The 25,770-nt window shown below is 40.2% G+C and carries 27 protein-coding genes; 11 read left to right on the top strand and 16 right to left on the bottom strand.

Annotated features, from left to right (window positions below; all coding sequences use genetic code 11):
• The first annotated feature begins 193 nt into the window (after window positions 1–193).
• From JWQ34_RS19110 to JWQ34_RS19100, 3 genes are all read left to right on the top strand, one after another.
• Window positions 194–613, top strand: coding sequence for an IPExxxVDY family protein (locus JWQ34_RS19110; RefSeq protein WP_299360180.1), 420 nt, complete (start codon window positions 194–196; stop codon window positions 611–613).
• A 66-nt stretch (window positions 614–679) separates the two neighbouring features.
• The gene (pyk, locus tag JWQ34_RS19105; protein ID WP_299360178.1) at window positions 680–2,116 is read left to right on the top strand and encodes a pyruvate kinase; all 1,437 of its coding nucleotides are present in this window, start codon (window positions 680–682) and stop codon (window positions 2,114–2,116) included.
• Between the two features lie 336 nt (window positions 2,117–2,452).
• Window positions 2,453–3,736 carry a BamA/TamA family outer membrane protein gene (locus tag JWQ34_RS19100; protein ID WP_299360177.1) on the top strand — a complete coding sequence of 428 codons (1,284 nt, stop codon included), beginning with the start codon at window positions 2,453–2,455 and terminating at the stop codon, window positions 3,734–3,736.
• Between the two features lie 78 nt (window positions 3,737–3,814).
• Here the strand turns inward: JWQ34_RS19100 and JWQ34_RS19095 are convergent, their stop codons facing one another.
• The 7 genes from JWQ34_RS19095 to JWQ34_RS19065 form a co-directional block, all read right to left on the bottom strand.
• A complete protein-coding gene (locus tag JWQ34_RS19095) occupies window positions 3,815–4,252 on the bottom strand; it encodes a hypothetical protein (RefSeq protein ID WP_299360175.1) in 438 nt (145 codons plus the stop codon).
• Window positions 4,253–4,347: 95 nt separating this feature from the next.
• The gene (locus tag JWQ34_RS19090; RefSeq protein ID WP_299360173.1) at window positions 4,348–4,737 is read right to left on the bottom strand and encodes a hypothetical protein; all 390 of its coding nucleotides are present in this window, start codon (window positions 4,735–4,737) and stop codon (window positions 4,348–4,350) included.
• Between the two features lie 78 nt (window positions 4,738–4,815).
• Entirely contained in the window at window positions 4,816–5,316 is a 501-nt protein-coding gene (locus JWQ34_RS19085; protein WP_299360170.1) for an energy transducer TonB, read from the bottom strand.
• A 51-nt stretch (window positions 5,317–5,367) separates the two neighbouring features.
• Complete coding sequence (locus tag JWQ34_RS19080; RefSeq protein WP_299360168.1) at window positions 5,368–5,808, bottom strand: energy transducer TonB; 441 nt, start codon at window positions 5,806–5,808, stop codon at window positions 5,368–5,370.
• 139 nt (window positions 5,809–5,947) lie between these two features.
• Window positions 5,948–6,079, bottom strand: a complete 132-nt coding sequence (locus JWQ34_RS19075) for a hypothetical protein (RefSeq protein ID WP_299360166.1) — start codon at window positions 6,077–6,079, stop codon at window positions 5,948–5,950.
• 81 nt (window positions 6,080–6,160) lie between these two features.
• Window positions 6,161–7,825 carry a M56 family metallopeptidase gene (locus JWQ34_RS19070; RefSeq protein WP_299360164.1) on the bottom strand — a complete coding sequence of 555 codons (1,665 nt, stop codon included), beginning with the start codon at window positions 7,823–7,825 and terminating at the stop codon, window positions 6,161–6,163.
• Window positions 7,826–7,827: 2 nt separating this feature from the next.
• Window positions 7,828–8,199, bottom strand: a complete 372-nt coding sequence (locus tag JWQ34_RS19065; protein WP_299360161.1) for a BlaI/MecI/CopY family transcriptional regulator — start codon at window positions 8,197–8,199, stop codon at window positions 7,828–7,830.
• A 149-nt stretch (window positions 8,200–8,348) separates the two neighbouring features.
• Here JWQ34_RS19065 and JWQ34_RS19060 point away from each other — a divergent pair, with 149 nt between their 5' ends.
• The gene (locus JWQ34_RS19060) at window positions 8,349–9,779 is read left to right on the top strand and encodes an MBL fold metallo-hydrolase RNA specificity domain-containing protein (protein WP_299360158.1); all 1,431 of its coding nucleotides are present in this window, start codon (window positions 8,349–8,351) and stop codon (window positions 9,777–9,779) included.
• A gap of 72 nt (window positions 9,780–9,851) precedes the next feature.
• Here the strand turns inward: JWQ34_RS19060 and efp are convergent, their stop codons facing one another.
• On the bottom strand, window positions 9,852–10,415 hold the full coding sequence (gene efp, locus JWQ34_RS19055; protein ID WP_299360156.1) for an elongation factor P: 564 nt from the start codon (window positions 10,413–10,415) through the stop codon (window positions 9,852–9,854).
• A gap of 154 nt (window positions 10,416–10,569) precedes the next feature.
• A complete protein-coding gene (locus JWQ34_RS19050) occupies window positions 10,570–11,613 on the bottom strand; it encodes an NAD(P)-dependent alcohol dehydrogenase (RefSeq protein ID WP_299360154.1) in 1,044 nt (347 codons plus the stop codon).
• Between the two features lie 374 nt (window positions 11,614–11,987).
• On the opposite strand from JWQ34_RS19050, the gene JWQ34_RS19045 reads away from it, so the two are divergent.
• Window positions 11,988–12,542, top strand: coding sequence for a DUF2306 domain-containing protein (locus tag JWQ34_RS19045; RefSeq protein ID WP_299360190.1), 555 nt, complete (start codon window positions 11,988–11,990; stop codon window positions 12,540–12,542).
• A gap of 44 nt (window positions 12,543–12,586) precedes the next feature.
• Here the strand turns inward: JWQ34_RS19045 and JWQ34_RS19040 are convergent, their stop codons facing one another.
• From JWQ34_RS19040 to JWQ34_RS19020, 5 genes are all read right to left on the bottom strand, one after another.
• Window positions 12,587–13,219, bottom strand: coding sequence for an ABC transporter ATP-binding protein (locus JWQ34_RS19040; RefSeq protein WP_299360152.1), 633 nt, complete (start codon window positions 13,217–13,219; stop codon window positions 12,587–12,589).
• 97 nt (window positions 13,220–13,316) lie between these two features.
• Complete coding sequence (lpxA, locus tag JWQ34_RS19035) at window positions 13,317–14,102, bottom strand: acyl-ACP--UDP-N-acetylglucosamine O-acyltransferase (protein WP_299360150.1); 786 nt, start codon at window positions 14,100–14,102, stop codon at window positions 13,317–13,319.
• The gene (locus JWQ34_RS19030; RefSeq protein ID WP_299360148.1) at window positions 14,099–15,511 is read right to left on the bottom strand and encodes a bifunctional UDP-3-O-[3-hydroxymyristoyl] N-acetylglucosamine deacetylase/3-hydroxyacyl-ACP dehydratase; all 1,413 of its coding nucleotides are present in this window, start codon (window positions 15,509–15,511) and stop codon (window positions 14,099–14,101) included. The genes lpxA and JWQ34_RS19030 overlap by 4 nt, the downstream gene beginning before the upstream one ends.
• A gap of 93 nt (window positions 15,512–15,604) precedes the next feature.
• Complete coding sequence (gene lpxD / locus JWQ34_RS19025; protein WP_299360146.1) at window positions 15,605–16,651, bottom strand: UDP-3-O-(3-hydroxymyristoyl)glucosamine N-acyltransferase; 1,047 nt, start codon at window positions 16,649–16,651, stop codon at window positions 15,605–15,607.
• Between the two features lie 76 nt (window positions 16,652–16,727).
• Window positions 16,728–17,963 (bottom strand): HD domain-containing protein, encoded by a 1,236-nt coding sequence (locus JWQ34_RS19020; RefSeq protein WP_299360188.1) that lies wholly within the window; start codon window positions 17,961–17,963, stop codon window positions 16,728–16,730.
• A gap of 189 nt (window positions 17,964–18,152) precedes the next feature.
• Here JWQ34_RS19020 and JWQ34_RS19015 point away from each other — a divergent pair, with 189 nt between their 5' ends.
• From JWQ34_RS19015 to JWQ34_RS19005, 3 genes are all read left to right on the top strand, one after another.
• The gene (locus tag JWQ34_RS19015; RefSeq protein WP_299360144.1) at window positions 18,153–19,706 is read left to right on the top strand and encodes a bifunctional response regulator/alkaline phosphatase family protein; all 1,554 of its coding nucleotides are present in this window, start codon (window positions 18,153–18,155) and stop codon (window positions 19,704–19,706) included.
• Window positions 19,707–19,797: 91 nt separating this feature from the next.
• On the top strand, window positions 19,798–20,214 hold the full coding sequence (gene tsaE / locus JWQ34_RS19010; protein WP_299360142.1) for a tRNA (adenosine(37)-N6)-threonylcarbamoyltransferase complex ATPase subunit type 1 TsaE: 417 nt from the start codon (window positions 19,798–19,800) through the stop codon (window positions 20,212–20,214).
• 38 nt (window positions 20,215–20,252) lie between these two features.
• On the top strand, window positions 20,253–21,479 hold the full coding sequence (locus JWQ34_RS19005; protein ID WP_299360140.1) for an alanine dehydrogenase: 1,227 nt from the start codon (window positions 20,253–20,255) through the stop codon (window positions 21,477–21,479).
• A gap of 14 nt (window positions 21,480–21,493) precedes the next feature.
• On the opposite strand, the gene JWQ34_RS19000 is transcribed toward JWQ34_RS19005, so the two are convergent.
• The gene (locus JWQ34_RS19000) at window positions 21,494–22,105 is read right to left on the bottom strand and encodes a hypothetical protein (RefSeq protein ID WP_299360137.1); all 612 of its coding nucleotides are present in this window, start codon (window positions 22,103–22,105) and stop codon (window positions 21,494–21,496) included.
• Window positions 22,106–22,157: 52 nt separating this feature from the next.
• Between JWQ34_RS19000 and JWQ34_RS18995 the strand changes: the two genes are divergently transcribed.
• Together JWQ34_RS18995 and JWQ34_RS18990 are read left to right on the top strand one after the other, a co-directional pair.
• Window positions 22,158–23,144 (top strand): YihY/virulence factor BrkB family protein, encoded by a 987-nt coding sequence (locus tag JWQ34_RS18995; protein ID WP_299360134.1) that lies wholly within the window; start codon window positions 22,158–22,160, stop codon window positions 23,142–23,144.
• Between the two features lie 214 nt (window positions 23,145–23,358).
• The gene (locus JWQ34_RS18990; RefSeq protein ID WP_299360132.1) at window positions 23,359–24,441 is read left to right on the top strand and encodes an aspartyl protease family protein; all 1,083 of its coding nucleotides are present in this window, start codon (window positions 23,359–23,361) and stop codon (window positions 24,439–24,441) included.
• A 5-nt stretch (window positions 24,442–24,446) separates the two neighbouring features.
• On the opposite strand, the gene JWQ34_RS18985 is transcribed toward JWQ34_RS18990, so the two are convergent.
• Complete coding sequence (locus JWQ34_RS18985; protein ID WP_299360130.1) at window positions 24,447–24,716, bottom strand: hypothetical protein; 270 nt, start codon at window positions 24,714–24,716, stop codon at window positions 24,447–24,449.
• A 212-nt stretch (window positions 24,717–24,928) separates the two neighbouring features.
• On the opposite strand from JWQ34_RS18985, the gene JWQ34_RS18980 reads away from it, so the two are divergent.
• Window positions 24,929–25,699, top strand: a complete 771-nt coding sequence (locus JWQ34_RS18980; protein WP_299360128.1) for a hypothetical protein — start codon at window positions 24,929–24,931, stop codon at window positions 25,697–25,699.
• Window positions 25,700–25,770: the final 71 nt, after the last annotated feature.

Here is a 25,770-nt window from a genome sequence, read left to right as displayed (position 1 = left end):
TTCTACGATTATAGCTTTTACTCTTGAAGCGATATCAGACATAGTATTATAGTTTAATGATTAATAATTTCAGTGCAAAGAAAAATAAAATCTATCAAATATCAAATCTAAAACTTTTTAGTTTAGAAGGTAACAAAATTTTAGATCTAATGGTTTCAATTTGTATTTTTACCGGCGCAAATGTAATGATATATTGAATAAGAAATTTTTAAAATTTGAGATAGATCTGGATTTTGTTTTAATAGCTATAACAACATCGCTTAAAGACTATCGTGTTTGTTACCTTATTAACAAATATTTAAATTTTTTTTTTGTTAAAACTGATGACCTGGCCGTTGATATTTACCCCGCTACGGCCCCCGTATACTTCTCATTATATACTTATAACTGGGAAGCAAGCGAAACAGATTTCTTTTTTATAGCTAATAAAGGCACGGATGGATACTTAATCCCGGAGATGAAAAAGGCAGATTATTTTTTAATGATCAAAAATTACATTGATGATAATGACCTCGAAAACCTTATTTCGGCAATAAATAAGATACCAGAAATTGTCGCGGCAGTAAAGATTGACCCTAAAAAAATAAAATCACGCGAAAATCTCTTATTTTAGCGCCGAATTAGAAAAAGAACACACTGCGTTTTATATACGCTATCTAAATATTGAACCCAATAAACTATGAATATACCGTATAACCGTACTAAGATCGTCGCCACAATGGGACCTGCCTGTGCCAAAAAAGAAACATTGTTAGCTATGATCAAAGCCGGCGTAAATGTTTGCCGCCTCAATTTTTCGCATGGAAAGCCCGAAGATCACAAAAAGTTTGTTGATTTAATAAGAGAGATAAATGAGCAGCACAAAACCAATGTAGCCATACTTGCCGATTTACAAGGGCCAAAAATCCGCATTGGTTTAGTAAAAGATGGCGGTATACACCTAATTAACGGTACCCATATTAATATAACTACCCATGAGTGTATAGGAGATGATAACCAGATCTATATTACTTATGACACCTTCCCGCAGGACGTACAGGCCAATGAAATTATTTTATTGGACGATGGTAAGATCCAAATGCGTGTTATTGAAACCAATAAAATTGATACCGTAGTTTGCGAAGTAGTGCATGGTGGCATTTTAACATCGCGTAAAGGCGTTAACTTACCAAACACCAAGGTATCTATCCCCAGCTTAACCGAAGAAGACCTGGAGAACTTACAATACGCTTTAGAGTGGGATATTGATTGGGTAGGCTTATCGTTTGTGCGTAATGCCGATGATATTACCGAGCTTAAACAAGTTATAGCCCGCAGCGGTAAAGCAGCTAAAGTAATTGCTAAAATTGAAAAACCGGAGGCTATTGATAATATTGACGCTATTATAGCCGCAACAGATGGCGTTATGGTTGCCCGTGGTGATCTGGGTGTTGAAATGCCTTTAGAAGAAGTACCATTACTGCAAAAAATGATCGCCCGCAAATGTCGCGCGGCATCAAAACCTGTAATTGTGGCTACCCAAATGCTGGAGTCGATGATAACTACACCACGCCCTACACGTGCCGAAGTTAACGACGTTGCCAACTCTGTATTGGATGGCGCAGACGCGGTAATGTTAAGCGGCGAAACATCAGTTGGCGAATTCCCATTGATCGTTATTGAAACAATGGCTAAAATTGTACGTAATGTTGAAGAGCTGGGCTATCCGTTTAATACGGAAAGAGGATCGGTTTCTGATACTACTGCAACCGGCTATTTAAGTGACGCAGTGTGCGAATCGGCAGTTTATTTGGCTGATCATACCAATGCGGTAGGTGTGGTATCTATGACTACGTCAGGCTATACCGCTTTCCAAATATCAAGTTACAGGCCTAAAGCACGTACTTTTATATTCACATCTAACAAACACCTGTTAAACGCGCTTAGCTTAATTTGGGGTGTACGTACCTTTTATTATGATAAAGTTGAAAGTACAGACCAAACCATAGCCGATGTAAATAACATGCTTAAATCCGAAAACCTGGTACAATCTGGTGATGTGGTAATTAATACTGCCGCTATACCAATTGTTAACCACGGCAAAACCAATATGCTTAAAGTAACTGTAATAGAATAACATTACCCCCATTACATAAAAAAGGGTTGAAGATCAAATAGATTTTCAACCCTTTTTTACTTTAATAGATGCCGGCATGGCATACCATTGCCGATACTTTTGCAGAATTGCCAAAGTAATAATCCCAATATATTTTTACTATTTGCATAACTTTAATTGTTTATGTACTTTTTGGACTATTAAATTTAATTGGGGTTTAATGCCTTTGCTATAATATTTACTTATAAATTTAAAAGTGAAACATTAGTATATTTATAATTGTATCTTTTTTGTTACATAAAGTTTTGTTTTTATGATGCTTTCATTATATTCGTGCCATTAACCCCTATTAATACATTGATTAAACACGTGTGGACGTATGCCCTTATGGTATGCATGGTGCTTGGTAGCACCGGGATAGTATTTGCGCAGGACAAACAAGACTCGCCCGAGGTATTGCGTAAGCAGACGGACGCGAAAGAAGTAATTAGCAACTTTTTCAAAAAAAAATCAACGGTAGTTGATACTGCGGCTAAAACGCATTCAAACTTTTCTACGTTACCATCCGCAGGTTATAACCCCAGCATAGGCTTTGCTGTTGGTATAACATCAACCGGCGGCCATGTTTTTGGCAATCCAAAAACCACCACGTTTTCTGTAATAAATGCTAATGCCTATGTATCAACAATGGGCCTTGCCTCATTTGAAGCAAAGAATAATATATTTACCAACGATGACATATACAATATACAAGGCGGTATACAAGTTGGTAAAACCGTAGCGCTTGATTATGGTGTTGGCACAGGCCATAGTGTACAAGGCGACGGCAGCTTTGCTTTAAATGATCTGCCGCTTGATAATAACCCCGATGTTTTCCCTATAAAATATAGTTATCTTAAATTTTCAGAGCGTATATACCGTAAAGTATTTAAGCATGTATATGCCGGTGCTGGTTTTATTTTTGATAAATACAGTAATATTGACGATCAGCGCAAAACCGGCCCGCGTGTAAATACCCATAATTTTAGGTATAGTACACTCAATAACTATCCAATTTCGGGCTACTCTGCCAGTGGGTTGTTATTTAATATTGAATATAATTCAAGAGATCACCTTAACCGGCCATATAATGGCATATATGCCGATGTTGTTTTAAGAATTAATGAAGAATGGTTGGGTAGCGAGCATAAATCCTTACAGTTAAAAACCGAGTTTAGAAAATATTGGAACCTATCTAAAGTCAATCCTGAACATATTATAGCGTTTTGGTATTGGGGTGCTTACCTGCTTAACGGTACCATACCTTATTTAGAGCTACCGGGCACCGGTAGTGATGCTTCTAACCGAATAGGGAGGGGCTATACCATCGGCCGCTTTAAAGGCACCTCATTTGCTTATAGCGAAGCCGAATATCGTTTCCCCGTAACTAAAAACAAACTGCTTAGCGGTGTAGTATTTACCAATATTGAAACGGCAAGCAACAGCCGCAACATCAATTTAACAGAGTTTATTGAGCCGGGTGCAGGTGTAGGCCTGCGCTTGTTGTTTAATAAATACTCGCGCTCCAATCTTTGTATTGATTATGGCGCAGGCAATTATGGTTCAAAAGGAATATTTCTTGGATTGAACGAAGTTTTTTAAAAATGCATTAATACCCCTGTTAATGCAAAAGCGGGTTCAATGAAAATTGACCCGCTTTTCTTTTATATTATAAAGATGTTAGTGATTTAATCTGCCTTCGCTTGCATCAATAGAGGTAATACCAGCTTCTGGTAAGCTACGATGCGGCCTGGTTAAAAAAGGTGATTCGCTTGCAAAAATACCTTTTATTAATAAAGCTAAACCTAAAAGGAAATGTGGCCAGAATACTTGTCCGCTAAAAGCATAGGTCCATGGTAACGCTAATAAAAACGATCCCATTAAAACGTCAACACAATTTTGCATTTGCACAGGGAAAACCCTTATACCAGCCAAACCTAGCGGGTTGTCGCTAAAAATTGCCATGATCAATTGCAGCCAGCCTATTAATAACGGCATTAATACAGCGGCAGCTATGGTAGCATGCGAAAACCCGAATAACCAAGGCGATGCAATTAACAACGCAGCAAGCGCATAATTTAAAAATCCGTAAAATGTTTTTGAAATGAAAGGTTTCATTGTATAGTGATTTTGTACGTGTCTACGGCAAAATTAATAATTTATACCTAACATTTTTTGTTTAATTAAAAAAAATGCTTTAGCAAAACAGGCAGTTATGCTGTAGGCTTTTTTACAAATTTTGAAGCTATAAATGCAAACAATCCTAAAACAATACCAAACATAGCCCCAAATACCGGCCCATAACAAAGCATCATCCTGCGGGGATGAATACCGGTATACATAGTAACCATATCGGGATGGTGCACGGCATAGTTTTTATAAAAATAACAGTGTACGGCTGTGATCCAAATGCTATTAACCATACTCACTAAAAATCCGTGTAAAAAATATTTACCCGGTGCGGCCCTGGCTATTACATACGCGCAGAATACGAATATTACCAGCCAAAAAACAGGTTCTACTTTTTCGGGGATTAGAGATACCGTTGCAAAGGCCATTATCAGCCCAAAAAAGGATAATTGAAAGATAAGTTTCCAGTTCATGATTTTAATAATTGATTATCTAAATGTAATAATAATTTATAATGAAATGATAATCAATTAAATATCACCAAATCATTATCAACCATTAATTACTTTAAATCCTGAATTTCCCTGGTTTCTATCGTCCCTGGCCCTAAAATCTATTGGCACCGTAAGCTGTACCCTTACCGGTTTACCTTTGTTATATCCCGGCTGCCACTTAGGTGATTTTTTTAATACCCGTATTGCTTCTTCGGACGAACCATATCCCGGGTCATCCAAAATTTTAACGGTTGAAATGGACCCGTCAATTTCAACTACAAACCGGGCAATAACTTTATCTTCAACACCTCGTTCGCGCATGGCTTCGGGGTATCGTACGTTTTTAGCAAGGTACTTTATAAACGCATCCATACCGCCCGGAAAGATCGGCGGCTTATCTACCTTGGTAAAAATAGTATCGCCCGACAAAACAGTATGCATAGCTATAGGCCGGCTAATAGCCTTACAGGTAGTTATATCTGCTGCTGAAAATAATAACAATGCCGCTAAGCTATATTTAGCTAGCGGCACGTAAAACCATTTGGTATATTGAAGCATAATATATCAATTTAAATAAACTTCATAAAAAAGGCTATAAGCTCTCTTGGTTTATAATTTAAAGCTTATTGGTACAGTATAAGCAACTCTAACAAATTTACCATCCTGAAATCCGGGTTTCCAGGCCGGCGACAAAGAAAGTACTCTAACAGCCTCTTCGCCCATTGCCTGGGTTGGAGTGCGCACTACTCTGATGTTTGATAAAGTCCCATTAGTTTCAACAACAAATGTAACTATAACTCTCCCTTCTGTTTTGTTTGCCTTATCTACAGCCGGGTAATGTATATTATCACCTAAAAATTTTCCAAATGCTTGTAAACCGCCCGGAAATTCGGGATATCTTTCAACCTTGTTTAAAATTGGCCCGCGTGTGGTATCTGTAAGTGATTTGTTAATAGCAGCAGCTTTACGGGTACTTAGCGTTAATAAAAACACAAGCGCTAAAACAAATAATGGCGCTACCAGATTTTGATTTTTTAATTTTAGGTTCATGATGAGGTTTAAATTTTTATAAATATAATAATTGTTAGTAAAAACAAAAAGCCCTGCAGGCTTTAAACTTGCAGGGTATTATTAAAAATGATAAAGTTATGTTAAGGTTTGGTAATAGCTTTTTTGCCCTTGGTGGTAGTTATAATAATTCCCCGTTTTTTCCCCCGTCACCATATAGTGCTGTGGCGGTTTGGTCTTTCAATACTTCTATGCTTGCTATATCTTCTTGCTTGATTTTAGAAAGATTAATGGTGCCGGGGTTTTGCCGCACGCCATCAATAACATATAAAGGGGGTTTTGAGTTAGAAAATCTTAATTTAATTAAGCTATCTGCCTCTGTCTTGCTTGGTTCTTAATTTTCTTCCCCCAGTGTAAAGTTGATAGGCACGGTATAAGACACCCTTACCAGATGCCCATCCTGATGACCCGGCTGCCATTTTGGTGACAAAGATAGTACCCTTACTGCCTCCTTACCCATTGTTTCACTCGGGCTGCGTACCGCTCTAATATCGGTAAGGGTTCCATCAGTTTCAACAATATATGTGCAGATTACTTTGCCAGATCTACCTGCCTCACGGTCTTCTTTAGGATAACGTATGTTAGCACTTAAAAACTTTCCAAAAGCTTCAATGCCACCAGGAAAAGACGGTTGCTTGCTAACCATACTGTAAATCTTGTTGTCTGACGGGCTCGGTATAGTAAATTGGATAGGTACGGTATAAGCTACCCTTACCGCATGGCCGTTTTGCACACCAGGCACCCATTTAGGTGATGCAGCAAGCACCCGTACCGCTTCTGCTTTCATGCTTTCACTTGGGCTGCGTACCGCTACTATATTTGATAAGCTACCGTCTTTTTCTACTATAAATTTCACCAAAACCTTACCTTCTGTCTTACTTTTTTTATCTGCAGCGGGATAGTGAATGTTGGTTGACAAATAATGTGAAAACATAGTTATGCCACCCGGAAACTCCGGTGAATGTTCTACCTGCGAAAATACTCTACTATCATTTTTAGGCACTGTATCCAGGCTAATCTCGGGCGAAATGTCTTCCGCGATCTTAATGTATTTAATTTCAGCCTTTTTATTTGCTGCCGGAACCTCTGTCGGGTTTACTACAACATCAACTACCTCCTTAGCAGGTGTTAATAATACCTTCTCTGTTTTTTTATTGATGGCGGCAACTGCCTTGCTATTGTTTACTGTTGCCGATGAGAATATCAGCATTAACATAAATAACGGTGCCGATAGCCCGTACTTTGCCAGCGCTATGCGCTGCGATTTGTTTTTTTGTAACATGGTGATACGTTGTTTTAAAAGACTGTGATTATAAAAAGGCGTAACCAGATTATGGCTCTCTACCTCAAAAGTTTGGCTTAGCAATAACATGGCGTAATCAACCTTGTCTGTGCCAGCTTGTATTACTTCCCTGTCGGCAATAAACTCGTGGATGTATTTAATGGCAAAACGATACAGGTAAACCACCGGATTAAACCAGTTAATGATCATAACCGTCTCTATGATCATCACATCAACCGAATGCCATTGGCCGGCGTGTACCTGCTCATGGTCGGTTATTATTTTTGACTGGGACGCGTTTTCGCCCAAACTTATCTTCTTAAAAAACGAATAGGCTGCTGATGGCGGAGGGGTTTCTATAGCTTTTTTCAAGACTATTAACTGCCAGGCTAGCCTTATTATTAAAAATAAGGTTACGATAATATATACGGCATTAAGTACTTCGCCTAATGTTAAAGAACTTTGGGTAGCAGGGGTAAAGTTATACACCATCGCAATGGGGCCGTTGTAAATAGTTTGCTGTACTTGCCGGGTAATAAATAGGTTCTTTAACCAATCGGCCTGTATGAGCGGGATAGCGAATGATAGCAATGATGCCGCCACCAAATAAATGCGGTTAAGCTGGAAAAATGTCTCTTTGCGTAAAAGCAAAGCATAAAAGCCGAAAAATAATACCAGGTAAAAGTTTACCAGTAATAAATAATGCCACCAGTTCATAACTATTTGTTTTTAAGTTTCTCAATCAGTTTCATGATCTCATCCGCTTCTTTCAAATCAATTTTTTCTTTCTTCACAAAGTAGGAGAACATGTGTTTTACCGAATTATCAAAGTATCCGTTCATTAGTTTATCTGTCGCAAAGTTTTGATATTCTTCTTTACTAATGATGGGATAATATTGATGGCTCTTGCCAAACGCGTTATAACTAACAAAGCCTTTGGCTTCTAATATCCTGATGATGGTTGATACCGTATTATAAGCCGGCTTTGGCTCTGGCAAATGCTCCATCACATCTTTTACAAAGCCTTTTTCTATCTGCCAAAGTATCTGCATTAATTGTTCCTCGGCACGGGTCAGTTCCTTAATTTCCATTTCGTTACGTATTAAAATTAGCGGGGTTAAATAATTTTAAACGAAGTTATTAGTTATAAATCATATTTACAACTAATTTTTTAGTTTTTATTTTATTAAACTTTTTTTCACCACCTTCGTTCTCCTTCTTTCAACCTGGATTATATAAAATGGATATTACTTTTCATGGCGCTGCCCGTAACGTAACCGGCAGTAAACACTTACTACATTTACAGGATGGCACCAGCATTTTGCTTGACTGCGGCATGTTCCAGGGCCTGGGCGAAAACACCGAGAACATGAACGAGCATTTTGGTTTTAACCCCAAAAAGGTGGATTATATGATCCTATCGCACGCGCATATTGATCATTGCGGACTCATCCCACGCTTGGTAGCCGAAGGTTTTAACGGGCCGATATTTTGCACATCGGCAACGCTTGACCTTGCGCGCATCTTACTACTGGACTCGGCCAAAATACAGATGGGCGATGTAGAATACAGCAACAAGCACCGCGCAAGAAAGGGATTGCCGTTGTTGGAAGCTTTGTATAATGAAGAACAAGCCAACACCGCATTAACCTTATTTAAGGTTGTGGAATATCATGAAGAATACGCCATTACTCCAAATGCCAAATTTCACTTTAGCGATGCTGGGCATATACTGGGCAGTTGTGCAATACATTTAGTTATAACCGAAAACGGTAAAGAAACACATATAACTTTTAGCGGCGATGTTGGCCGCTACGGCGACCTGCTTTTAAAAAGCCCGCAACGCTTCCCGCAGGCCGATTATATTTTACTAGAGTCGACCTATGGCGACTCGCTGCATAAATCGTTAGAGCCTATCGAGGATGCCTTGCTGGATATTATTAAACAAACCTGCCTGGTAAAAAAAGGCAAAGTAATTATCCCGGCGTTTAGCGTGGGGCGTACGCAGGAGTTATTGTATGCCTTAAACTCGTTGGAGCTTAAAGGCATTTTGCCTGATGTACCTTATTATGTTGACAGCCCGCTATCAGACAAAGCCACCCAGGTATTAAAAGAGCACCCCGAGGTTTATAACCGCGATGTTAAAGCGGTTTTAAAAGTTGATGATGATCCGTTTGCTTTTAAAGGTTTGCGGTTTATACAATCAACCGAAGAATCAATAGCTTTAAATGATAACCAGCAGCCGTGCGTTATTATTTCCTCATCAGGCATGGCCGAGGCTGGCCGGGTTAAACACCACATTAAAAACAATATCAATAACCCTAAAACTACCATATTAATAGTAGGCTATTGCGAGCCAAACTCATTGGGTGGACATTTGCTAAGAGGCGATAAAGAGGTGTATATATTTGGCGAAAAATATGAGGTTAAAGCCGAGGTTCAATCTATCAAATCTATGAGTGCTCATGGTGATTACGAAGACTTACTGCACTTTCTAAACTGTCAGGATCCCAAAAAAGTAAAGAAGATATTTTTAGTTCATGGCGAATACGAAGTCCAACAACACTTCGCCAAAACACTAAACGAACATGGCTTTGCTAATGTGGAGATCCCATTTCAGCATCAGAAAATAGTTTTAGAAAGTCCTGTGTCAGCAATTGGATATAAATAGTAAAAGCCTCCAAAATTGGAGGCTTTTACTATTTATGCTTTTCAAAAAATCTCCTTTTAGGGGGTTGGGGGCTTATGCTTTTACCCGCTCCACATAAGTACCATTAACCGTATCAACCTTTATCTTATCACCGATATTGATGAACAGGGGTACATTGATCTCGGCACCAGTTTCAACAGTTGCTTTTTTCATTGCACCGGTTGAGGTATCGCCTTTTACAGCTGGCTCGGTGTAACTAATTTCTAACTCGGCCGATGCGGGGATGTTACCCATTATAGGTTCTTCGCTTTCAAAGGCTACTATAACATTCATGCCTTCTTTTAAAAACTTTACGGCAGGGCCAAATAAAGCTTTAGGCACGGTATGCTGATCGTAGGTATCATTATCCATGATCACCAGGCCAGTGCCATCATCATATAAATATTGGTAATTGTTGGTTTCAACACGGGCAATAGTTACATCCTCGTCTGTACGGAAACGGTACTCGACCAGTTTGCCGCTTTTTACGTTACGCATACGGGCCTGGTAAAACGCGCGCAGGTTACCTGGTGTACGGTGTAAAAATTCTTCAACCTGTAACAACTCGCCGTTAAAGCGCAAAATGTTACCATTTTTTACTTCGGATGCTTTAGACATAGTATAATATTGAGGCGCAAACTTAGAAAATAGATGTGAGATTTGAGAAATGAGATTTGAGATTTTTAAACATAGAAAGCAGACCTAAGCCCACTTTTTATCAATCATTTATGGATTAGATTTTTGTCTCAAATCTCACGTCTCCAATCTAAGCTTACAGCGTTGCCATATCAATAACAAATCTATAACGCACATCGCCTTTAACCATACGGTCATAAGCGGTGTGAATGTCTTTGATGTCGATCATTTCTATATCTGATACAATGTTGTTTTCGGCGCAGAAATCCAGCATATCCTGAGTTTCGGCTATACCGCCAATGCCCGATCCTGCCAGGCTTTTACGGCCACCTAATAAACTAAACGCCGCGACACTTGCCGGCTCCGGCGGAACGCCAACGCATATATGTACACCATTGGTTCTTAATAAACCCAGGTACATATTAAAATCGTGTGGTGCAGATACCGTATCCAGTATAAAATCAAATGAATTTTTAGCAGCTTCTAATTGTTTCGGGTCAGTAGTTACCACAAAATGGTGAGCGCCTAGTTTTTTAGCGTCTTCTTCTTTTTTAGGCGATGTACTTAAAACTGTAACATTGGCACCAAAAGCAACACCAAACTTAACAGCCATGTGGCCCAATCCGCCTAAACCTAGTACGGCTAGTTTATGGCCCTTGCCAACTTTCCAATGCCTTAATGGCGAGTAGGTGGTTATACCGGCACACAATAAAGGCGCAGTAGCGGGCAGGTCAACATCTTCCGAAATATGCAGCACAAAATCCTCGTTAACTACAATGCTATTTGAGTAGCCCCCGTAAGTAGGTGTTTTCTTGTCCTGCTCTAAACCGTTATAGGTTTGCGAGTTGCCGGGAAGGCAATATTGCTCCAGGCCCTGCTTGCAATTTTCGCAAACGCGGCATGAGTCAATCATACAGCCGGTGCCGGCTAGCTGGCCAACTTTAAAGTTTTTAACGTGGTCGCCAACCTTAACTATGCGGCCAACAATTTCATGGCCCGGCACCATCGGGAAGATCCCCGGGAACCAATCATTTTTTATTTGGTGCAGGTCAGAGTGGCAAACGCCGCAAAATAAAATATCAAATTGTACATCGTGCGGGCCAACTTCACGTCTTTCAAAATTCCATGGGGCGAGATCAGTTGTCGGTGATTGCGCCGCGAATCCTTTTACTGGTATCATAAGTAGTTTTTTGTTGTGTTAATAGAATAACTAAAGACAGGCGATTGGGTTTTGTTTTTTATGAAATGGATTGTCCTTGTTATGCAATAATTTTATGCCGTTTGTGGTGTAGTGTTAGGACAAGTCACTCGCTACACCGTACAACATCTTGCTACACCCGCCAGCTAATAAGTTGATAGACCAATTTCATAGGTTGGTCGGGTTAATAATACAGTAAGTCTACTTTCTTAAATTGTTATTATAAACATTATTAGTTTTAAAATTATAATTCCCAAAAATTGAAAGATAAAAAACCACCAATTTGGTTATTACGGACCAGGAATATAGTTATAACGCTATTGGTTTTAATAGCGTTAATTGTAGCCAGCCGACGAATGCTGACCTTGGGCGGCGTACTTAAGCCGTATGTTAATCCCAAATTTGGGCCGTTTGACAACCGGTTTGCTGTATATCCTTTTTTAACTTTTCTGCATATTATTCCAGGGGTATTGTTCTTGGTTTTAACACCATTACAATTTTCAAAAAAGTTACGCTCACACAGTATAAAAACTCATCGTGTTATGGGATGGATAGTTGCCACGTGCGCATTCATCATTGGTATAACCGCTTTGATAATGAGTTTTAAAATGGCAATTGGCGGTGCCATTGAAACGGCTGCTACTGTAACTTTTGCCCTGTTTTTTCTGTTCGCTTTGTTTAAGGCACTGTATCATATCAAACAAAAACAAATTTCACTCCATCGCGAGTGGATGATCAGGATGTTTGCCATTGGTTTAGCTATCGCGACAGTACGCCCTATAGTTGGCCTGTTTTTTGGTTTTTCAAAACTTGGGCCGCATCAGTTTTTCGGCATTGCGTTTTGGATAGGTTTTATCCTGCACGCCATCATTGCAGAAATTTATATCAGGAAGTATAAGTATACAGGATAAATGCTAATCCGATAGCTATCAGATCTTCCCCCGCAAAGGAAACTTTATTTATAATCAGCTATGCTTAACCTATGCTTACAAAAACTATACTCATGCTCCTGATTGGAGCAAATGATGGTTAATCTGTCTTTAGCAAATTGTTGTACCAGGCTTAAATACCAGTCGACACCCTGCGTGTCTAAATTCGAAGTAGGTTCGTCTAACATCAGTATAGCTGTATCGGCACAAAAAGCCAGTGCCAGTTTAAGCCGTTGTTTCATGCCCGATGAAAAATAACGGATGAGTTTATTGGTGCTGCCAGGTAAATTAAGCAATTCAATTATAGTGGCCTTATCAATCCCCGGTTTGTGGTTTTTGAATTTGAAATGAAAATCTATCATTTCGTTCAGCGTAAATTCTTCTATCAGTTCCAAATACGGCGCGGCCAGGCTAAGGTGCTGAAATACCTGTTCAACCTCAATTGCTGCGTCCCCATAAAAATAATTAATACTGCCTGCTGATGGCGACAGGCTGCCATTTAAAATCTGTAACAAGGTTGATTTACCCGAGCCGTTAGGACCCAGTATAGCGTAGGTTTCGCCGCCGTTAAATGTATAATCTATCCCCCTGAAAATCCAGTCGCGGTTAAAGCGGCGGCCAATTTGATTTAGCTTGATGGAGAATTGGTCATTTGTCATTTGTCATTTGTCATTCGTCATTTGAGATAACCTTTGGATTACCGGCCAGTCCTGTTGATAGATATGAGCTATACAACTAATGACCAGTGACCAATGACTAACTACTGGCAAACCCTTTCATGATACCGCGTTGCGAATTTTGCACGAAGTTGATAATCTCATCGCGTTCAACAGTTGGGTTAAACTCGGCTTCGATAATATCCAAAGCTTTAGTCATGTTATATTTTTTCAGGAAGATGATCCGGTAGATCTCCTGGATCTCATTGATCGTCTCGGCAGAGAAACCACGGCGGCGCAAACCAACCGAGTTAATACCGACATAAGACAAAGGCTCACGCCCGGCTTTAGTAAACGGCGGCACGTCCTTACGCACTAATGATCCGCCGGATATCATGCAATGCGCGCCAATTTCAACAAACTGGTGCACGGCAGATGTGCCGCCGATAAAGGCATAATCATATACGTTAATATGTCCCGCAAGCTGTACCGCGTTGGCTATGATAACATTATCGCCAATAACACAATCGTGCGCTACGTGTACATACGCCATCAGCAGGCAATTGCTGCCTATGGTGGTGGTATTTTTATCTAATGCGGTACCACGGTTAAGGGTTACACATTCGCGGATAACGGTGTTATCGCCAATGGTTACCGTGCTTGGTTCGCCTTTGTATTTCAAATCCTGCGGCGGTGCAGATACTACAGCGCCAGGAAAAATGCGGCAGTTTTTACCTATACGAGCGCCATCCATAATAACGGAGTTTGACCCTATCCAGGTGCCCTCGCCTATCTCAACATCTTTATGTATGGTAACAAATGGTTCAATTACTACGTTGTCGGCTATTTTTGCCTGTGGATGTATATATGCTAAAGGCTGGATCATGCTTCTTCAGTTTTTGTTTTTCTAACAATTTGTGCCATTAACTCGGCTTCTACTACAACACGTTCACCAACCATGCCTACACCCTTCATTTGGGCTATGCCGCGGCGTATAGGCGCAATTAAATTACAATGGAATATTACGGTATCGCCCGGGACAACTTTGTCCTTAAAGCGCGCGTTCTCAATCTTCAGGAACAAGGTAATATAATTCTGCGGATCAGGAACGGTATTTAAAACCAATATACCACCAGTTTGTGCCATAGCCTCAATCTGTAATACGCCCGGAAACAACGGCGCACCAGGGAAATGTCCCATAAAGATGCCCTCGTTCATGGTTACATTTTTTAACCCTACCACATGGTTTTTTGTTAACTCCAGGATCTTATCTATCATTAACATGGGGTAGCGGTGCGGCAGTATCTCCATTATCTGCACGGTATCATAAACCGGTTTCATGTTGGGGTCGTACACCTTAAAGTGCTTGCGGCTGCGTTCTTTTTTAATAAGCGTTTTTATTTTTTTGGCAAAGGCTACGTTGGCAGCGTGGCCCGGCCTTGCCGCCATAATATGCCCGCGAAGCGGAACACCAACCAGCGCCAGATCACCTATCATGTCTAGCAATTTATGTCTTGCAGGCTCGTTTTGGTGGCGAAGCTCAATATTGTTTAATATACCTTGAGGGGCAACATTAATATCTTTACGATTAAACAGTTTGGCTAAATGGTCAAGTTCTTCCTGGTCAACCTCTTTATCAACAACTACAATAGCGTTGTTTAAGTCGCCGCCTTTAATCAGGTCATGCTTTAACAGCATTTCCAGCTCGTGCAAAAAGCAAAAGGTACGGCATGAAGCAATACTATCCACAAACTCAGTAATAGATGATATACTGGCATGCTGGCTACCCAATACCTGCGAGTTATAATCAACCATACAGGTAAAGCGGTAATCGTCATCCAAAGGCATCGCCACCATCTCAACCTTGCGGTCAGGCTCCGAGTAGTGGATGTTATAAGGTATATGGTAATATTCGCGGTCAGCTTCCTGGTCGGTAAAACCGGCACCTCTTATCGCTTCAACAAATTGTATAGAACTGCCATCCATTATTGGCGTTTCGGGGCCGTCCATATCAATCAATACATTGTCTATCTCTAAACCAACCAAAGCGGCTAAAACGTGCTCTATGGTGCTTACACTGGCGCCGTTTTGCGATATAGTTGTACCGCGCGATGTATCGGTAACGTTATCCACATCGGCATCAATAACAGGCATTCCTGCTATATCAACCCTCCTGAATTTATAGCCATGATTCTCTGGTGCCGGGTTAAAGGTCATGGTAACCTTCTCGCCCGTATGTAAGCCTGAACCCGAAACAGAAACGGGTGCCTTAATAGTTCTTTGTTTTATGTTCATTCTTTGTTAGTTCATTGGTTTAATAGTTCATTGGTTCATTGGTGAATAGTTCATTGTCTGCTGCCCAGCCCAATGAACTAATGAACCATTTAGCTAATGAACATTTTTTTGCATTTCAGTAATTATTTTTTCTAATTCTATTAATCTTTTTTCTAAAGCGGGCAAACGCGATGCCGCCGATTCAATCCGCAGATTTTCCATATACGGCGCGAAGAATGGGATACCGCCCCATTTTTTACCTTCTTCGACAATATTTTTATTGATGCCCGATTTTGCCATGATCTGGCTGCCATTGGCAATACTGATATGGCCAACCATACCTACCTGGCCGCCAATTACACAATTGTCGCCAACTTTGGTACTGCCCGATATGCCAGTTTGCGCGGCTATCACTGTATTTGATCCTATTTCGACATTATGGGCTATCTGTAATAAATTATCCAGTTTGGCGCCTTTACGTATAGTTGTTGATCCCATTGTAGCCCTGTCAATAGTAGTATTTGAACCTACCTCTACATTATCCTCTAATATCACATTTCCTATCTGGGCAATTTTTTTATAAGTACCATCATCAGTTGGCGCAAATCCAAACCCATCGCTGCCAATTATAGCGCCCGAGTGTACAATTACATTATCGCCTAAGACACAATCGAAATAAACTTTAACACCGGCAAACAGTGTAGTATTTTGGCCTATGGTTACATTATCGCCAATATAAGTATTTGGATAAACTTTACTATTATCGCCTAATTTAACATCGGGGCCAATATAGGCAAAGGCACCTATATAAACATTGTCGCCAATTTTTGCCGATGGGTGGATAAAGCATGGTTGCTCAATGCCGCTTTTGTCCAGCTTTATGGTATTATATGCTTCCAGCAACACAGAGAAGGCGCTGTAGGCGTTCTCCACCCGTATTAAAGTTGCCTTTACCGTTTCAGACAGCACCAGGTCATTATTAACAATAACTATTGATGCGTTGGTGGTATAAAGATATTGCTCATATTTAGGATTAGCCAAAAAAGAAAGCGTGCCTTCGCCGGCCTCTTCTATCTTAGCGAGCTGATTCACCGCTACTAACGGATCTCCTTCAACGGTTCCGTTGAGTAATAAAGCTATTTGCTGGGCGGTAAATTGCATCGGGCAAATTTAATGTTAATATTATATTATTAGTAAGTGGTGAGTAACTAATACTCACCACTCAAAACTCACTACTCTAAACCAGGTCTTTACTATAGCAAAGTATATACTTCTCTATCGTTTTTGCTAATGCTTCAAGGTTTGAGTAATCGCTGGCGGTGGCTATATCTATAACGTTTCCGTCTTTCATTAATACACCAATATTGCCATCGCCTACGCGGTAAGCATTATTTTTTATGGAATCAGTAAAAACAAAGTAAGGTACTTCCTTTTTTGTAATGCCATATTTCGTAATCGACTTGTTACTCAAATCGGCCACTAATTGCTGGCTTGGCGCATCATTGGTAATATCCACATGAAACACTTTACGATGCACAAAATCAGTACATAGCTTAGACAATACAAAATCATCATTGGTTGCCCAAACTTTTACTGCCGACAGGATATCTGTATCATCTAACCGGGTAAATATTTCTAAATGTCCGTCTTTTATAAACGCTTCGCGGGTTAACTCATTAGTTAAAAAATGGTTTAGCGCCGGTGTGGCAAACAGCTTTTCGCCCTTTAAAACCAGTTCGCGGCTACGCTCCAATATCTTAACCAGCAATTGCTCGGCAGCAATAACTGTTTTATGCAGGTACACCTGCCAGTACATTAGGCGACGGGCAATAATAAATTTCTCGACCGAATAAATGCCTTTTTCCTCAATTACAATATGGTCATCCTGTACGTTCAGCATTTTGATGATCCGGTCAGAGCTGATCACCCCTTCGGACACGCCGGTAAAAAAGCTATCGCGGTTTAAATAATCCAGCCTATCCATATCCAACTGGCTCGATACCAGCTCATGCAAAAACTTTTTGCTGTAATTGCCTTTAAAAATACTGATGGCAGTAGTTAGCTGACCGTTAAACTGCTCGTTGAGCTTATTCATTAACAGGATAGATATATCCTCGTGCGAGATTCCTTTAACAATAGTATTCTCTAAAGCATGCGAGAATGGACCATGCCCCACATCATGCAGTAAAATGGCTATGGTTACACCTTGTTCTTCTTCGGCGGTAATTTCATGGCCTTTGCTGCGCAGGGTTTCAACCGCCATTTTCATCAGGTGCATGGCGCCTAACGCATGGTGGAAACGGGTATGCAGCGCACCCGGGTAAACCAGATGGGTCATGCCCAATTGCTTAATGTACCGTAACCGTTGAAAGTATGGATGCTCGATCAGGTCGAACACCAATTCGGTAGGTATACTTATAAATCCGTAAACCGGGTCGTTTATTATTTTCTTTTTATTCAATGTGTAGTTTATGCGTTGCAAAAGTGTTAAATTATGGTAAACATTGTACTTTATATTTGTTAATTTATGTTAATACTACGTCAAAGTGTATAACAAAACGCACGCTTTAGGGTTATATCGGTATGTTTGGTCTAAATTATTCTTTAAGAACCTGATAATTACCGAACGACATTTATTCATTGAATATTATAAAGATACAACATGCAGGACACAACAATATTATGGGCTGATGACGAGATTGACCTGTTAAAACCACATATACTTTTCTTAAACGAAAAAGGCTATAAAGTAACTACCGTAACCAATGGAAATGATGCTGTCGAAGCATTCAAAAATAACTATTTCGACCTGGTTTTTCTGGACGAAAATATGCCCGGCCTAACCGGCATTGAAACCCTTGCGCAGATTAAGAATATAAATAATGATGTTCCTATCGTAATGATAACCAAAAACGAGGAGGAATATTTAATGGAGGATGCCATCGGTTCAAAAATTGGCGATTACCTGATAAAGCCAGTACACCCCAAGCAAATACTGCTTACCATTAAAAAGCTAACAGAGAACAAACGCCTGGTGACTGAAAAAACCACCATGGCTTATCAACAGGATTTCAGGACGCTGGGCATTACCCTTAATGATAACCTGAGCCACCAGGAGTGGGTTGATGTTTACAAAAAATTGATATACTGGGAACTAGAACTGGGACAACTGGAAGATGCCGGCATGCACGAGATATTGACCTTGCAAAAAGCCGAGGCCAACACCCAATTCTGCAAGTTTGTTGAGCGCAACTATTTAGACTGGGTTAAAAACCCGGACACCGCGCCAACCAGCTCGCCGCAGCTGTTTAAAAAGAAAGTATTCCCCAAGCTTGATGGTAAAGGGCCCCTGTTTTTTATATTGATTGATAATTTAAGGTATGATCAGTTTAAGATCATTAACCCTATTATTTCGCAATACTTTAAGCTGGAGGAGGAAGATACTTATTACAGCATTTTGCCAACAGCAACGCAATATGCGCGTAACTCTATCTTCTCGGGCCTGATGCCTTTAGAGATGGAGAAACGCTATCCGCAAATGTGGCAGAATGACGAGGACGAGGGCGGCAAGAACCTGTTCGAGTCTGATTTTATTGCAGACCAGATAAGCCGTGTTCACCGTAAGGACATTAAGCATTCATACCATAAAATTTTAAATATTGATGAGGGCCGCGCGCTGAATGACTCGGTGAGCAACCTCCTTAAGAACGACCTGAACGTTGTAGTGTATAACTTTGTGGATATGCTATCGCATGCCCGTACAGATATGCAGATGATCCGTGAGCTGGCCAGTGATGACGCAGCTTACCGCTCATTAACATTGTCATGGTTCGAACATTCGCCGTTGTTTGACCTGCTGAAGTTTTTAGCGCAAAAGCAAGTACGTGTGGTTATTACTACTGACCATGGTACTATCCGCGTTAAAAAACCAAGCAAAATTATTGGCGACAGGAATACCAATACCAACTTGCGCTACAAACAGGGCCGTAATTTAAATTTTAACGCTAAAGACGTGTTCCATATCCGCAATCCGCATGATGCCATGCTGCCGCGACTGCACGTAAGCTCAAGCTTTGTATTTGCTAAAGAGGATACTTACTTTGTTTATCCTAACAATTACAATCACTTTGTTAATTTTTATAATGAGACTTTCCAGCACGGCGGTATCTCATTAGAAGAAATGATCATCCCGATTGTAACTTATGGGCCTAAGTAAGATTTTTATATTTTTGTCATTGCGAGGTACGAAGCAATCGCACGCTGCAAAGTTCGCGATTGCTTCGTACCTCGCAATGACATAATTTAAAATGATACTAACCGCAACATCCCTTCAAGAACTACCCTCAATAGCAATACAATTGCTATCCCATGCCGGCGATCAAAAAATATTCCTTTTTCACGGTGATATGGGCGCGGGCAAAACCACGCTTATTAAATCGCTTTGCGAAGCATTGGGTGTAACAGGGTCTGTAACAAGCCCCACATTTGCTATTGTTAACGAATACAAGGGCTCATCAGCCAAAATCTACCACTTCGATTTTTATCGCCTAAAAAGCCAAACCGAAGCTTTAGATATGGGGGCCGAGGAATATTTTTACTCGGGTAATTACTGTTTTATAGAGTGGCCTGAAAAAATACCCGATATGCTGCCTGCACATTATATCAGCATCAGCCTAAAGGTTTTAAATGACGATAGCAGGGAAATATCTGTTGAAAAAATCTAATCATTTTTTCTTATCTTCATCATCCATAAAAAACTATTATGAGTTCAGGGAAATACAGCGGGTTTTCGGACATTGCCAAGCAGGCAATGATGCAGCCCCAGGAGTCGATGCTCGAAGTTAAGAACAAAAAAAATAAACTTTATATTGGCATTCCAAAGGAGGTATCCTTTCAGGAAAACCGCATCCCCCTTACCCCCCTATCGGTAGCTTTATTAATTAATAATGGCCACGAGGTAATGCTGGAAAGTAATGCCGGCAAAGCCGCCAAGTTTTTAGATAAAGATTATGCCGAGCAGGGTGCACAAATAGTTTTCGATACCAAAAAGGTTTACGAGGCTGACATCATTATAAAAATAGCACCACCTACATTACAGGAGATAGCGATGATGAAACCTGGGCAGATATTAATATCGGCCCTACAGGTATCAACCTTAAAAGCCGAATGCCTGCAAGCCTTATTAAAAAAACAAGTTACAGCCCTATGCTTTGAGCACTTGCGTGATGAAGGCAACTCCCTAAGCGTGGTACGCGCCATGAGCGAGATTGTAGGCGCTACGTCCATATTAATAGCAGCCGAATACCTTAGCAATGTATTTGATGGCAAGGGCCTGATGCTGGGCGGTATAACCGGCGTACCCCCTACCGAAATTGTAATACTTGGCGCAGGTACCGTTGGCGAATATGCCGCGCGTACAGCCATATCATTAGGTGCCGAAGTAAAAGTGTTCGACCCTTCAATTTATAAATTGCGCCGCTTGCAAAATAATATTGGCGCAAGGGTATTTACATCAGTAGTGCAACCAATTGTATTGGAGAAAGCCATTACTACCTGTGATGTCGCTATAGGTGCCATGCGTGCCGAAGATGGCCGCAGCCCATGTATTGTTACCGAAACAACGGTTAGCAAAATGAAACCCAACTCGGTTATTATTGATGTAAGTATTGACCAGGGGGGCTGTTTTGAAACCTCAGAGATCACTAACCATACCCACCCTGTATTCCGTAAGTATGATGTTATACATTATTGTGTGCCCAACATCGCATCACGGGTTGCACGTACCGCTACGTATGCGCTGACCAATATCTTTACCCCTATTTTATTGGAGATAGGCGAGCAGGGCGGCGTTAAAAATGTTATCTGGCAAAAATCGGGCGTGCGCGAAGCGGTTTATATTTACCAGGGGCACCTAACCAATAAACACATTGCCGAACGATTTTCTTTACCCTGTAAAGACCTTGACCTGTTAATCGTATCAAATCGCTAGGTTTCTTGATTCTATTAATGGCTATTTACCGGCGGTATAAATGACGGATTGAACCGCTGGATAATATACTGCTGCGGAATTTCTGTAACGTGGTGTTTTTTGCCATAATTACTTACAAAAATCTCCCGCCTGTCATTATCATCAATGGTAATTTGAAATAGCAGATCATAATCCTCTTCGTTCAATTCGGTAAATGGCGGGCTAACACCCAGTTCACTCATTAGCGGCATAATATCTTTATACTGTGCTACTATCAATACATTAGTGCCCTGAAAATTCTTGGTCAGCTTTTTTACAAATGCACTAACACTATCGGTATAAACCCTGGCTAATATTTTTGCTTTGGCAGATAGCGGCATTACCGTTTCATTGGCAACTTTACCTGTAGGTATATAAATTGTTTGTATTTTTTCGTGTTTTAGCACCTTTAATAAGGCTTGTGCCCGGTCTTGCCCTTGGTTTGATAAGCCTACCGTATTATTGTTTGCGGCTAAAATAGATTCACTACTTTCGGCATCTCTAACAATCCAGATATTAGTTTTTTGTGCTAAGGCACTAAAATTGCTTAATAACAAGCAGCAAATTATTACTTTAAAATAGCCGCTAAAAGATGATGGTTTTTTCATGGCAAAACACACGGGCTATTAAAACCGTACATACAAATATATTTGATTTAAAATGAGATTTTTAAGGAAAGGATACCGCAAAAAAGTTTGGAAAATTTTAGTGGCTACTTTTAACGGCTTTATTGATGATAACGGCTTAAAACTAAGTGCATCATTAGCATTTTACACTGTTTTCTCGTTAGCCCCGCTTTTAATACTGGTTATATCATTAGCGGGTCTTTTTCTGGGTAACGATGCAGCCACCAACCAGCTTTATCCACAAATAGCGCAATATGTAGGATCGCAGGCCGCTATTCAGATACAAGAAATGTTAAAAAGTCTGGCATTTTCGGGCAAATCCGGAACGGCTGTTGTAATTGGGGTAGTAACACTAATGATAGGTGCAAGCAGCATATTTGTTGAAATACAAGAATCCATAAATATCATTTGGAGGGTTAAGGCTAAACCCAAAAAGGGCTGGCTTAAATTGATCCAAAACAGGTTTTTATCATTCTCGCTCATTGTAAGTTTAGGTTTCCTGTTATTGGTATCATTGGTAATTAATTTTTTAATGGATGCTTTAAGCAAAAAACTGGTTCATTTTTTACCTTATGTAACCAGCCTGATTATAAAAGGCGTTAACCTTGGTATTACGCTTATTGCAATATCTACCTTATTCGCTATTATATTTAAGGTATTGCCTGATGTTAAGATCCGCTGGAAAGATGTACGCATAGGCGCTGTTTTCACAGCGCTGTTGTTTATGTTGGGGCAATATGGTATTGGCTTATACTTGCAATATACGGCACAAAGTTCGGCTTATGGTGCGGCAGGTTCCATAATTTTGCTATTACTATGGATATATTATACAGCCGCCATACTGTATATCGGCGCCGAATTTACAGAGGTATATGCCGAAGCTATTGGCTGCAAAATTGAACCCGCCGAATACGCTGTACACATAGTACAGACAGAAGTTGAGCATGTGGTAAAAATCCTTCCGCCACAAAATCCGGCCCTGGAAGGCGAATTGAAACAACCCGAAAAACCAGCTGGATAATAACTGCATAAATTATTACGCTTACCTGTAATAATTTCATAATTTTAGTATCCAATTATAAAACATTTTGCCGCGGCTACTTGATCATATAAAATTTCGTATTACTATTAGTCTGGTTGTCTTGCTATGCTGTAGTCTGTCTGTCAACGCACAGTTTTTCAGCCTTAATAATTCTACCAGCGAAACCATCCCGTTCGAGTTGGTTCGCAACCTGATGATAATAAAACTAAAGATCAATGATAAAGGCCCTTATAATTTTGTTTTGGATACCGGTGTAGGGTTTATGCTGATAACCGAACCCTCATTAGTCGACTCTATAAACGTTGACGGTTTACGCACCATTAAAATACATGGGTTTGGTGAGGGGAGCGATTTTGAGGCCTATATTACTAAAACTTTGAAAGTTGGCATACCGGGGCTTGTTAGCCATAATGTTAGTGCAGCCATATTTAAAAAAGATCACCTGGGCCTTACGGCCTATGCTGGAGTTACCATACATGGATTATTAGGATATGAATTTTTTAACAGCCTTGCTGTTAAGATCAATTTTTCTGATAGTACAATAACTGTAGCAACGCCCAATGATATGAGGTATTATCGTCGTGCTACCAAAATCCCAATTACTATAGAGGATAGAAAGCCCTACGTAACCACCAACGTTACATTTGCCAACGGTTTAGAAAAACAAAGCAAATTAATTATTGACCTGGGCGCCGGCCATTTTATATCAATGGAGAATGTGCAGGATAAGAGTAACATTCAAAAAAAAGCCATCAATGCAAACTTAGGTGTGGGGATAAATGGGCCTATTAATGGTACACTTAGCCGCATAAAACAAGTTGAACTTGGAAAATATAAAGTAAAAAATGTTATAGCTGCTTTTCCTGATAGTGTTAATTATAAGTTAACTACACCACGTGATGGCAATATAGGTATTGGCTTGATCAAAAAATTTGATGTAATATTTGATTACCCCAATAACATGCTTTACTTAAAGCCCGGTGTCGAATTTAAAAAGAGGGATGAGTATGACATGAGCGGTTTAATGTACTATAGCGCGCACGATGATTACCAGCGCATTGTTATAGATAAAGTTGAACCCGGATCGGCAGGAGAAGAGGCCGGATTACAAAAAGGCGACGAGATATTGATGATAAATATAAACTCCGTAACCAATATGACATTGCAGCAAATAGATGACCTTTTCAGATCACGCGATGGTCGCCCTTTTTTCATGTTGATAGCTCGCGATAAAAAATACGTTGTAATACACCTCACCTTAAAACGCAGGGTGTAACAAGATTATTTTAACTCGCTTATATTTTCAAAAAATGCTGTCTGCAAGTCTAAAAGCGACCGTACATTCACTTTTTCGCCATACATATCAAAACACAAAAATTTTGAATTTTTAAGGTCCCCATCTTTGTTCCTCTCAAAAAAATTAAAGGTTTCAAAAAAATAATGATTAGTTGTCACCTTGTTTTTCTTGTTGGTTTGCGATGCATTTAGCCTAAAACCAAAGGCATCTATCCAGTTATGCACTTTTGCGTGCAGGCTACGTATATTATTCATAGGTTAAATGTTTAGTAATTTAACGAAAAAGAGATGCATAAGTTTTAACTATCGCATTCTATTTTATAAACAGTTGTTAACTAATACCAAAATCGCATTTGTTAATTTTTATATAACTAAAAGAGACTATTTTACCCATCAAAAATAATTGTAACTGAAATTAATAATTTTGCGTAAAAGCGTAATATTAGAATACCATAAATTCGTATTATATGAGAATCAAATACTTAGTACCTTTTTTACTACCTGTAATAATTAGCTTAAACGCTTGTAAAAGCTCCAGCACACCAGGGCCTACGGGCGCAACAGGAGTTACAGGAGCCACAGGTACAACCGGAGCTACAGGTGCCGCAGGAGCCGCGGGCGCAGGAGGGCCGCAAGGCGTAGCCGGAGCCACGGGTGCCACAGGTGCAAACGGAACAGCAGGTGCTGTAGGAGCTACGGGCGCGACAGGAGCCACGGGTGCCGCAGGAACAGCAGGTGCTGTAGGAGCTACGGGCGCGACAGGAGCTACGGGTGCCGCAGGTACAGCCGGTGCCGCAGGTGCTCGGGGAGCAACAGGTGCAACAGGAGCCACAGGCACAACAGGTGCTACCGGAGCAACAGGTGCAACAGGTGCATCAACAAATATAGCTAGCTACATATTTACCAATCAAAGTGTTTTCCTGGTGGGTAACACCCGTTTTTTGGTGCCTGCAATTACCCAGATAATTGTAGACCAAGGAATGGTTCTGGTATATTTCAGAAACACGGGCGCAACAACCTCATGGAATCCGTTGCCTTATAGTGAGTCTGGCAATGTGTTAAATCTACAAGCGTTTGGTGTAGGATATATTGATCTGAAATCAAACTTCACATCATCAGGGCTGGACATAAGAGTTGTTATTATACCGGGGACCTTGCTTACCACCTTAATGGCACATAACCCTGGGCTTAATTTAAATAATTATGATCAGGTAGCAAAAGCCATAGGCATTAATTAAGAAACCTAATAATATATAAGTGCAAAGGGTCCTGATTATTGGGACCCTTTTTTATTTTTACAGATATAATT

Origin of the sequence: Mucilaginibacter sp. (assembly GCF_028288185.1) — a bacterium.
Taxonomy (GTDB): Bacteria; Bacteroidota; Bacteroidia; order Sphingobacteriales; family Sphingobacteriaceae; genus Mucilaginibacter.
This window is presented reverse-complemented; position numbering and strand designations above follow the sequence as displayed.

Coding starts and splice junctions, on each gene's coding strand:
- pyk (WP_299360178.1), top strand. CDS start 680: ATGAATATACCGTATAACCGTACTAAGATCGTCGCCACAATGGGACCT.
- JWQ34_RS19095 (WP_299360175.1), bottom strand. CDS start 4,252: ATGAAACCTTTCATTTCAAAAACATTTTACGGATTTTTAAATTATGCG.
- JWQ34_RS19090 (WP_299360173.1), bottom strand. CDS start 4,737: ATGAACTGGAAACTTATCTTTCAATTATCCTTTTTTGGGCTGATAATG.
- JWQ34_RS19085 (WP_299360170.1), bottom strand. CDS start 5,316: ATGCTTCAATATACCAAATGGTTTTACGTGCCGCTAGCTAAATATAGC.
- JWQ34_RS19080 (WP_299360168.1), bottom strand. CDS start 5,808: ATGAACCTAAAATTAAAAAATCAAAATCTGGTAGCGCCATTATTTGTT.
- JWQ34_RS19070 (WP_299360164.1), bottom strand. CDS start 7,825: ATGAACTGGTGGCATTATTTATTACTGGTAAACTTTTACCTGGTATTA.
- JWQ34_RS19065 (WP_299360161.1), bottom strand. CDS start 8,199: ATGGAAATTAAGGAACTGACCCGTGCCGAGGAACAATTAATGCAGATA.
- JWQ34_RS19060 (WP_299360158.1), top strand. CDS start 8,349: ATGGATATTACTTTTCATGGCGCTGCCCGTAACGTAACCGGCAGTAAA.
- efp (WP_299360156.1), bottom strand. CDS start 10,415: ATGTCTAAAGCATCCGAAGTAAAAAATGGTAACATTTTGCGCTTTAAC.
- JWQ34_RS19050 (WP_299360154.1), bottom strand. CDS start 11,613: ATGATACCAGTAAAAGGATTCGCGGCGCAATCACCGACAACTGATCTC.
- JWQ34_RS19045 (WP_299360190.1), top strand. CDS start 11,988: ATGCTGACCTTGGGCGGCGTACTTAAGCCGTATGTTAATCCCAAATTT.
- JWQ34_RS19040 (WP_299360152.1), bottom strand. CDS start 13,219: ATGACAAATGACCAATTCTCCATCAAGCTAAATCAAATTGGCCGCCGC.
- lpxA (WP_299360150.1), bottom strand. CDS start 14,102: ATGATCCAGCCTTTAGCATATATACATCCACAGGCAAAAATAGCCGAC.
- JWQ34_RS19030 (WP_299360148.1), bottom strand. CDS start 15,511: ATGAACATAAAACAAAGAACTATTAAGGCACCCGTTTCTGTTTCGGGT.
- lpxD (WP_299360146.1), bottom strand. CDS start 16,651: ATGCAATTTACCGCCCAGCAAATAGCTTTATTACTCAACGGAACCGTT.
- JWQ34_RS19015 (WP_299360144.1), top strand. CDS start 18,153: ATGCAGGACACAACAATATTATGGGCTGATGACGAGATTGACCTGTTA.
- tsaE (WP_299360142.1), top strand. CDS start 19,798: ATGATACTAACCGCAACATCCCTTCAAGAACTACCCTCAATAGCAATA.
- JWQ34_RS19005 (WP_299360140.1), top strand. CDS start 20,253: ATGAGTTCAGGGAAATACAGCGGGTTTTCGGACATTGCCAAGCAGGCA.
- JWQ34_RS19000 (WP_299360137.1), bottom strand. CDS start 22,105: ATGAAAAAACCATCATCTTTTAGCGGCTATTTTAAAGTAATAATTTGC.
- JWQ34_RS18995 (WP_299360134.1), top strand. CDS start 22,158: ATGAGATTTTTAAGGAAAGGATACCGCAAAAAAGTTTGGAAAATTTTA.
- JWQ34_RS18990 (WP_299360132.1), top strand. CDS start 23,359: ATGATAATAAAACTAAAGATCAATGATAAAGGCCCTTATAATTTTGTT.
- JWQ34_RS18985 (WP_299360130.1), bottom strand. CDS start 24,716: ATGAATAATATACGTAGCCTGCACGCAAAAGTGCATAACTGGATAGAT.
- JWQ34_RS18980 (WP_299360128.1), top strand. CDS start 24,929: ATGAGAATCAAATACTTAGTACCTTTTTTACTACCTGTAATAATTAGC.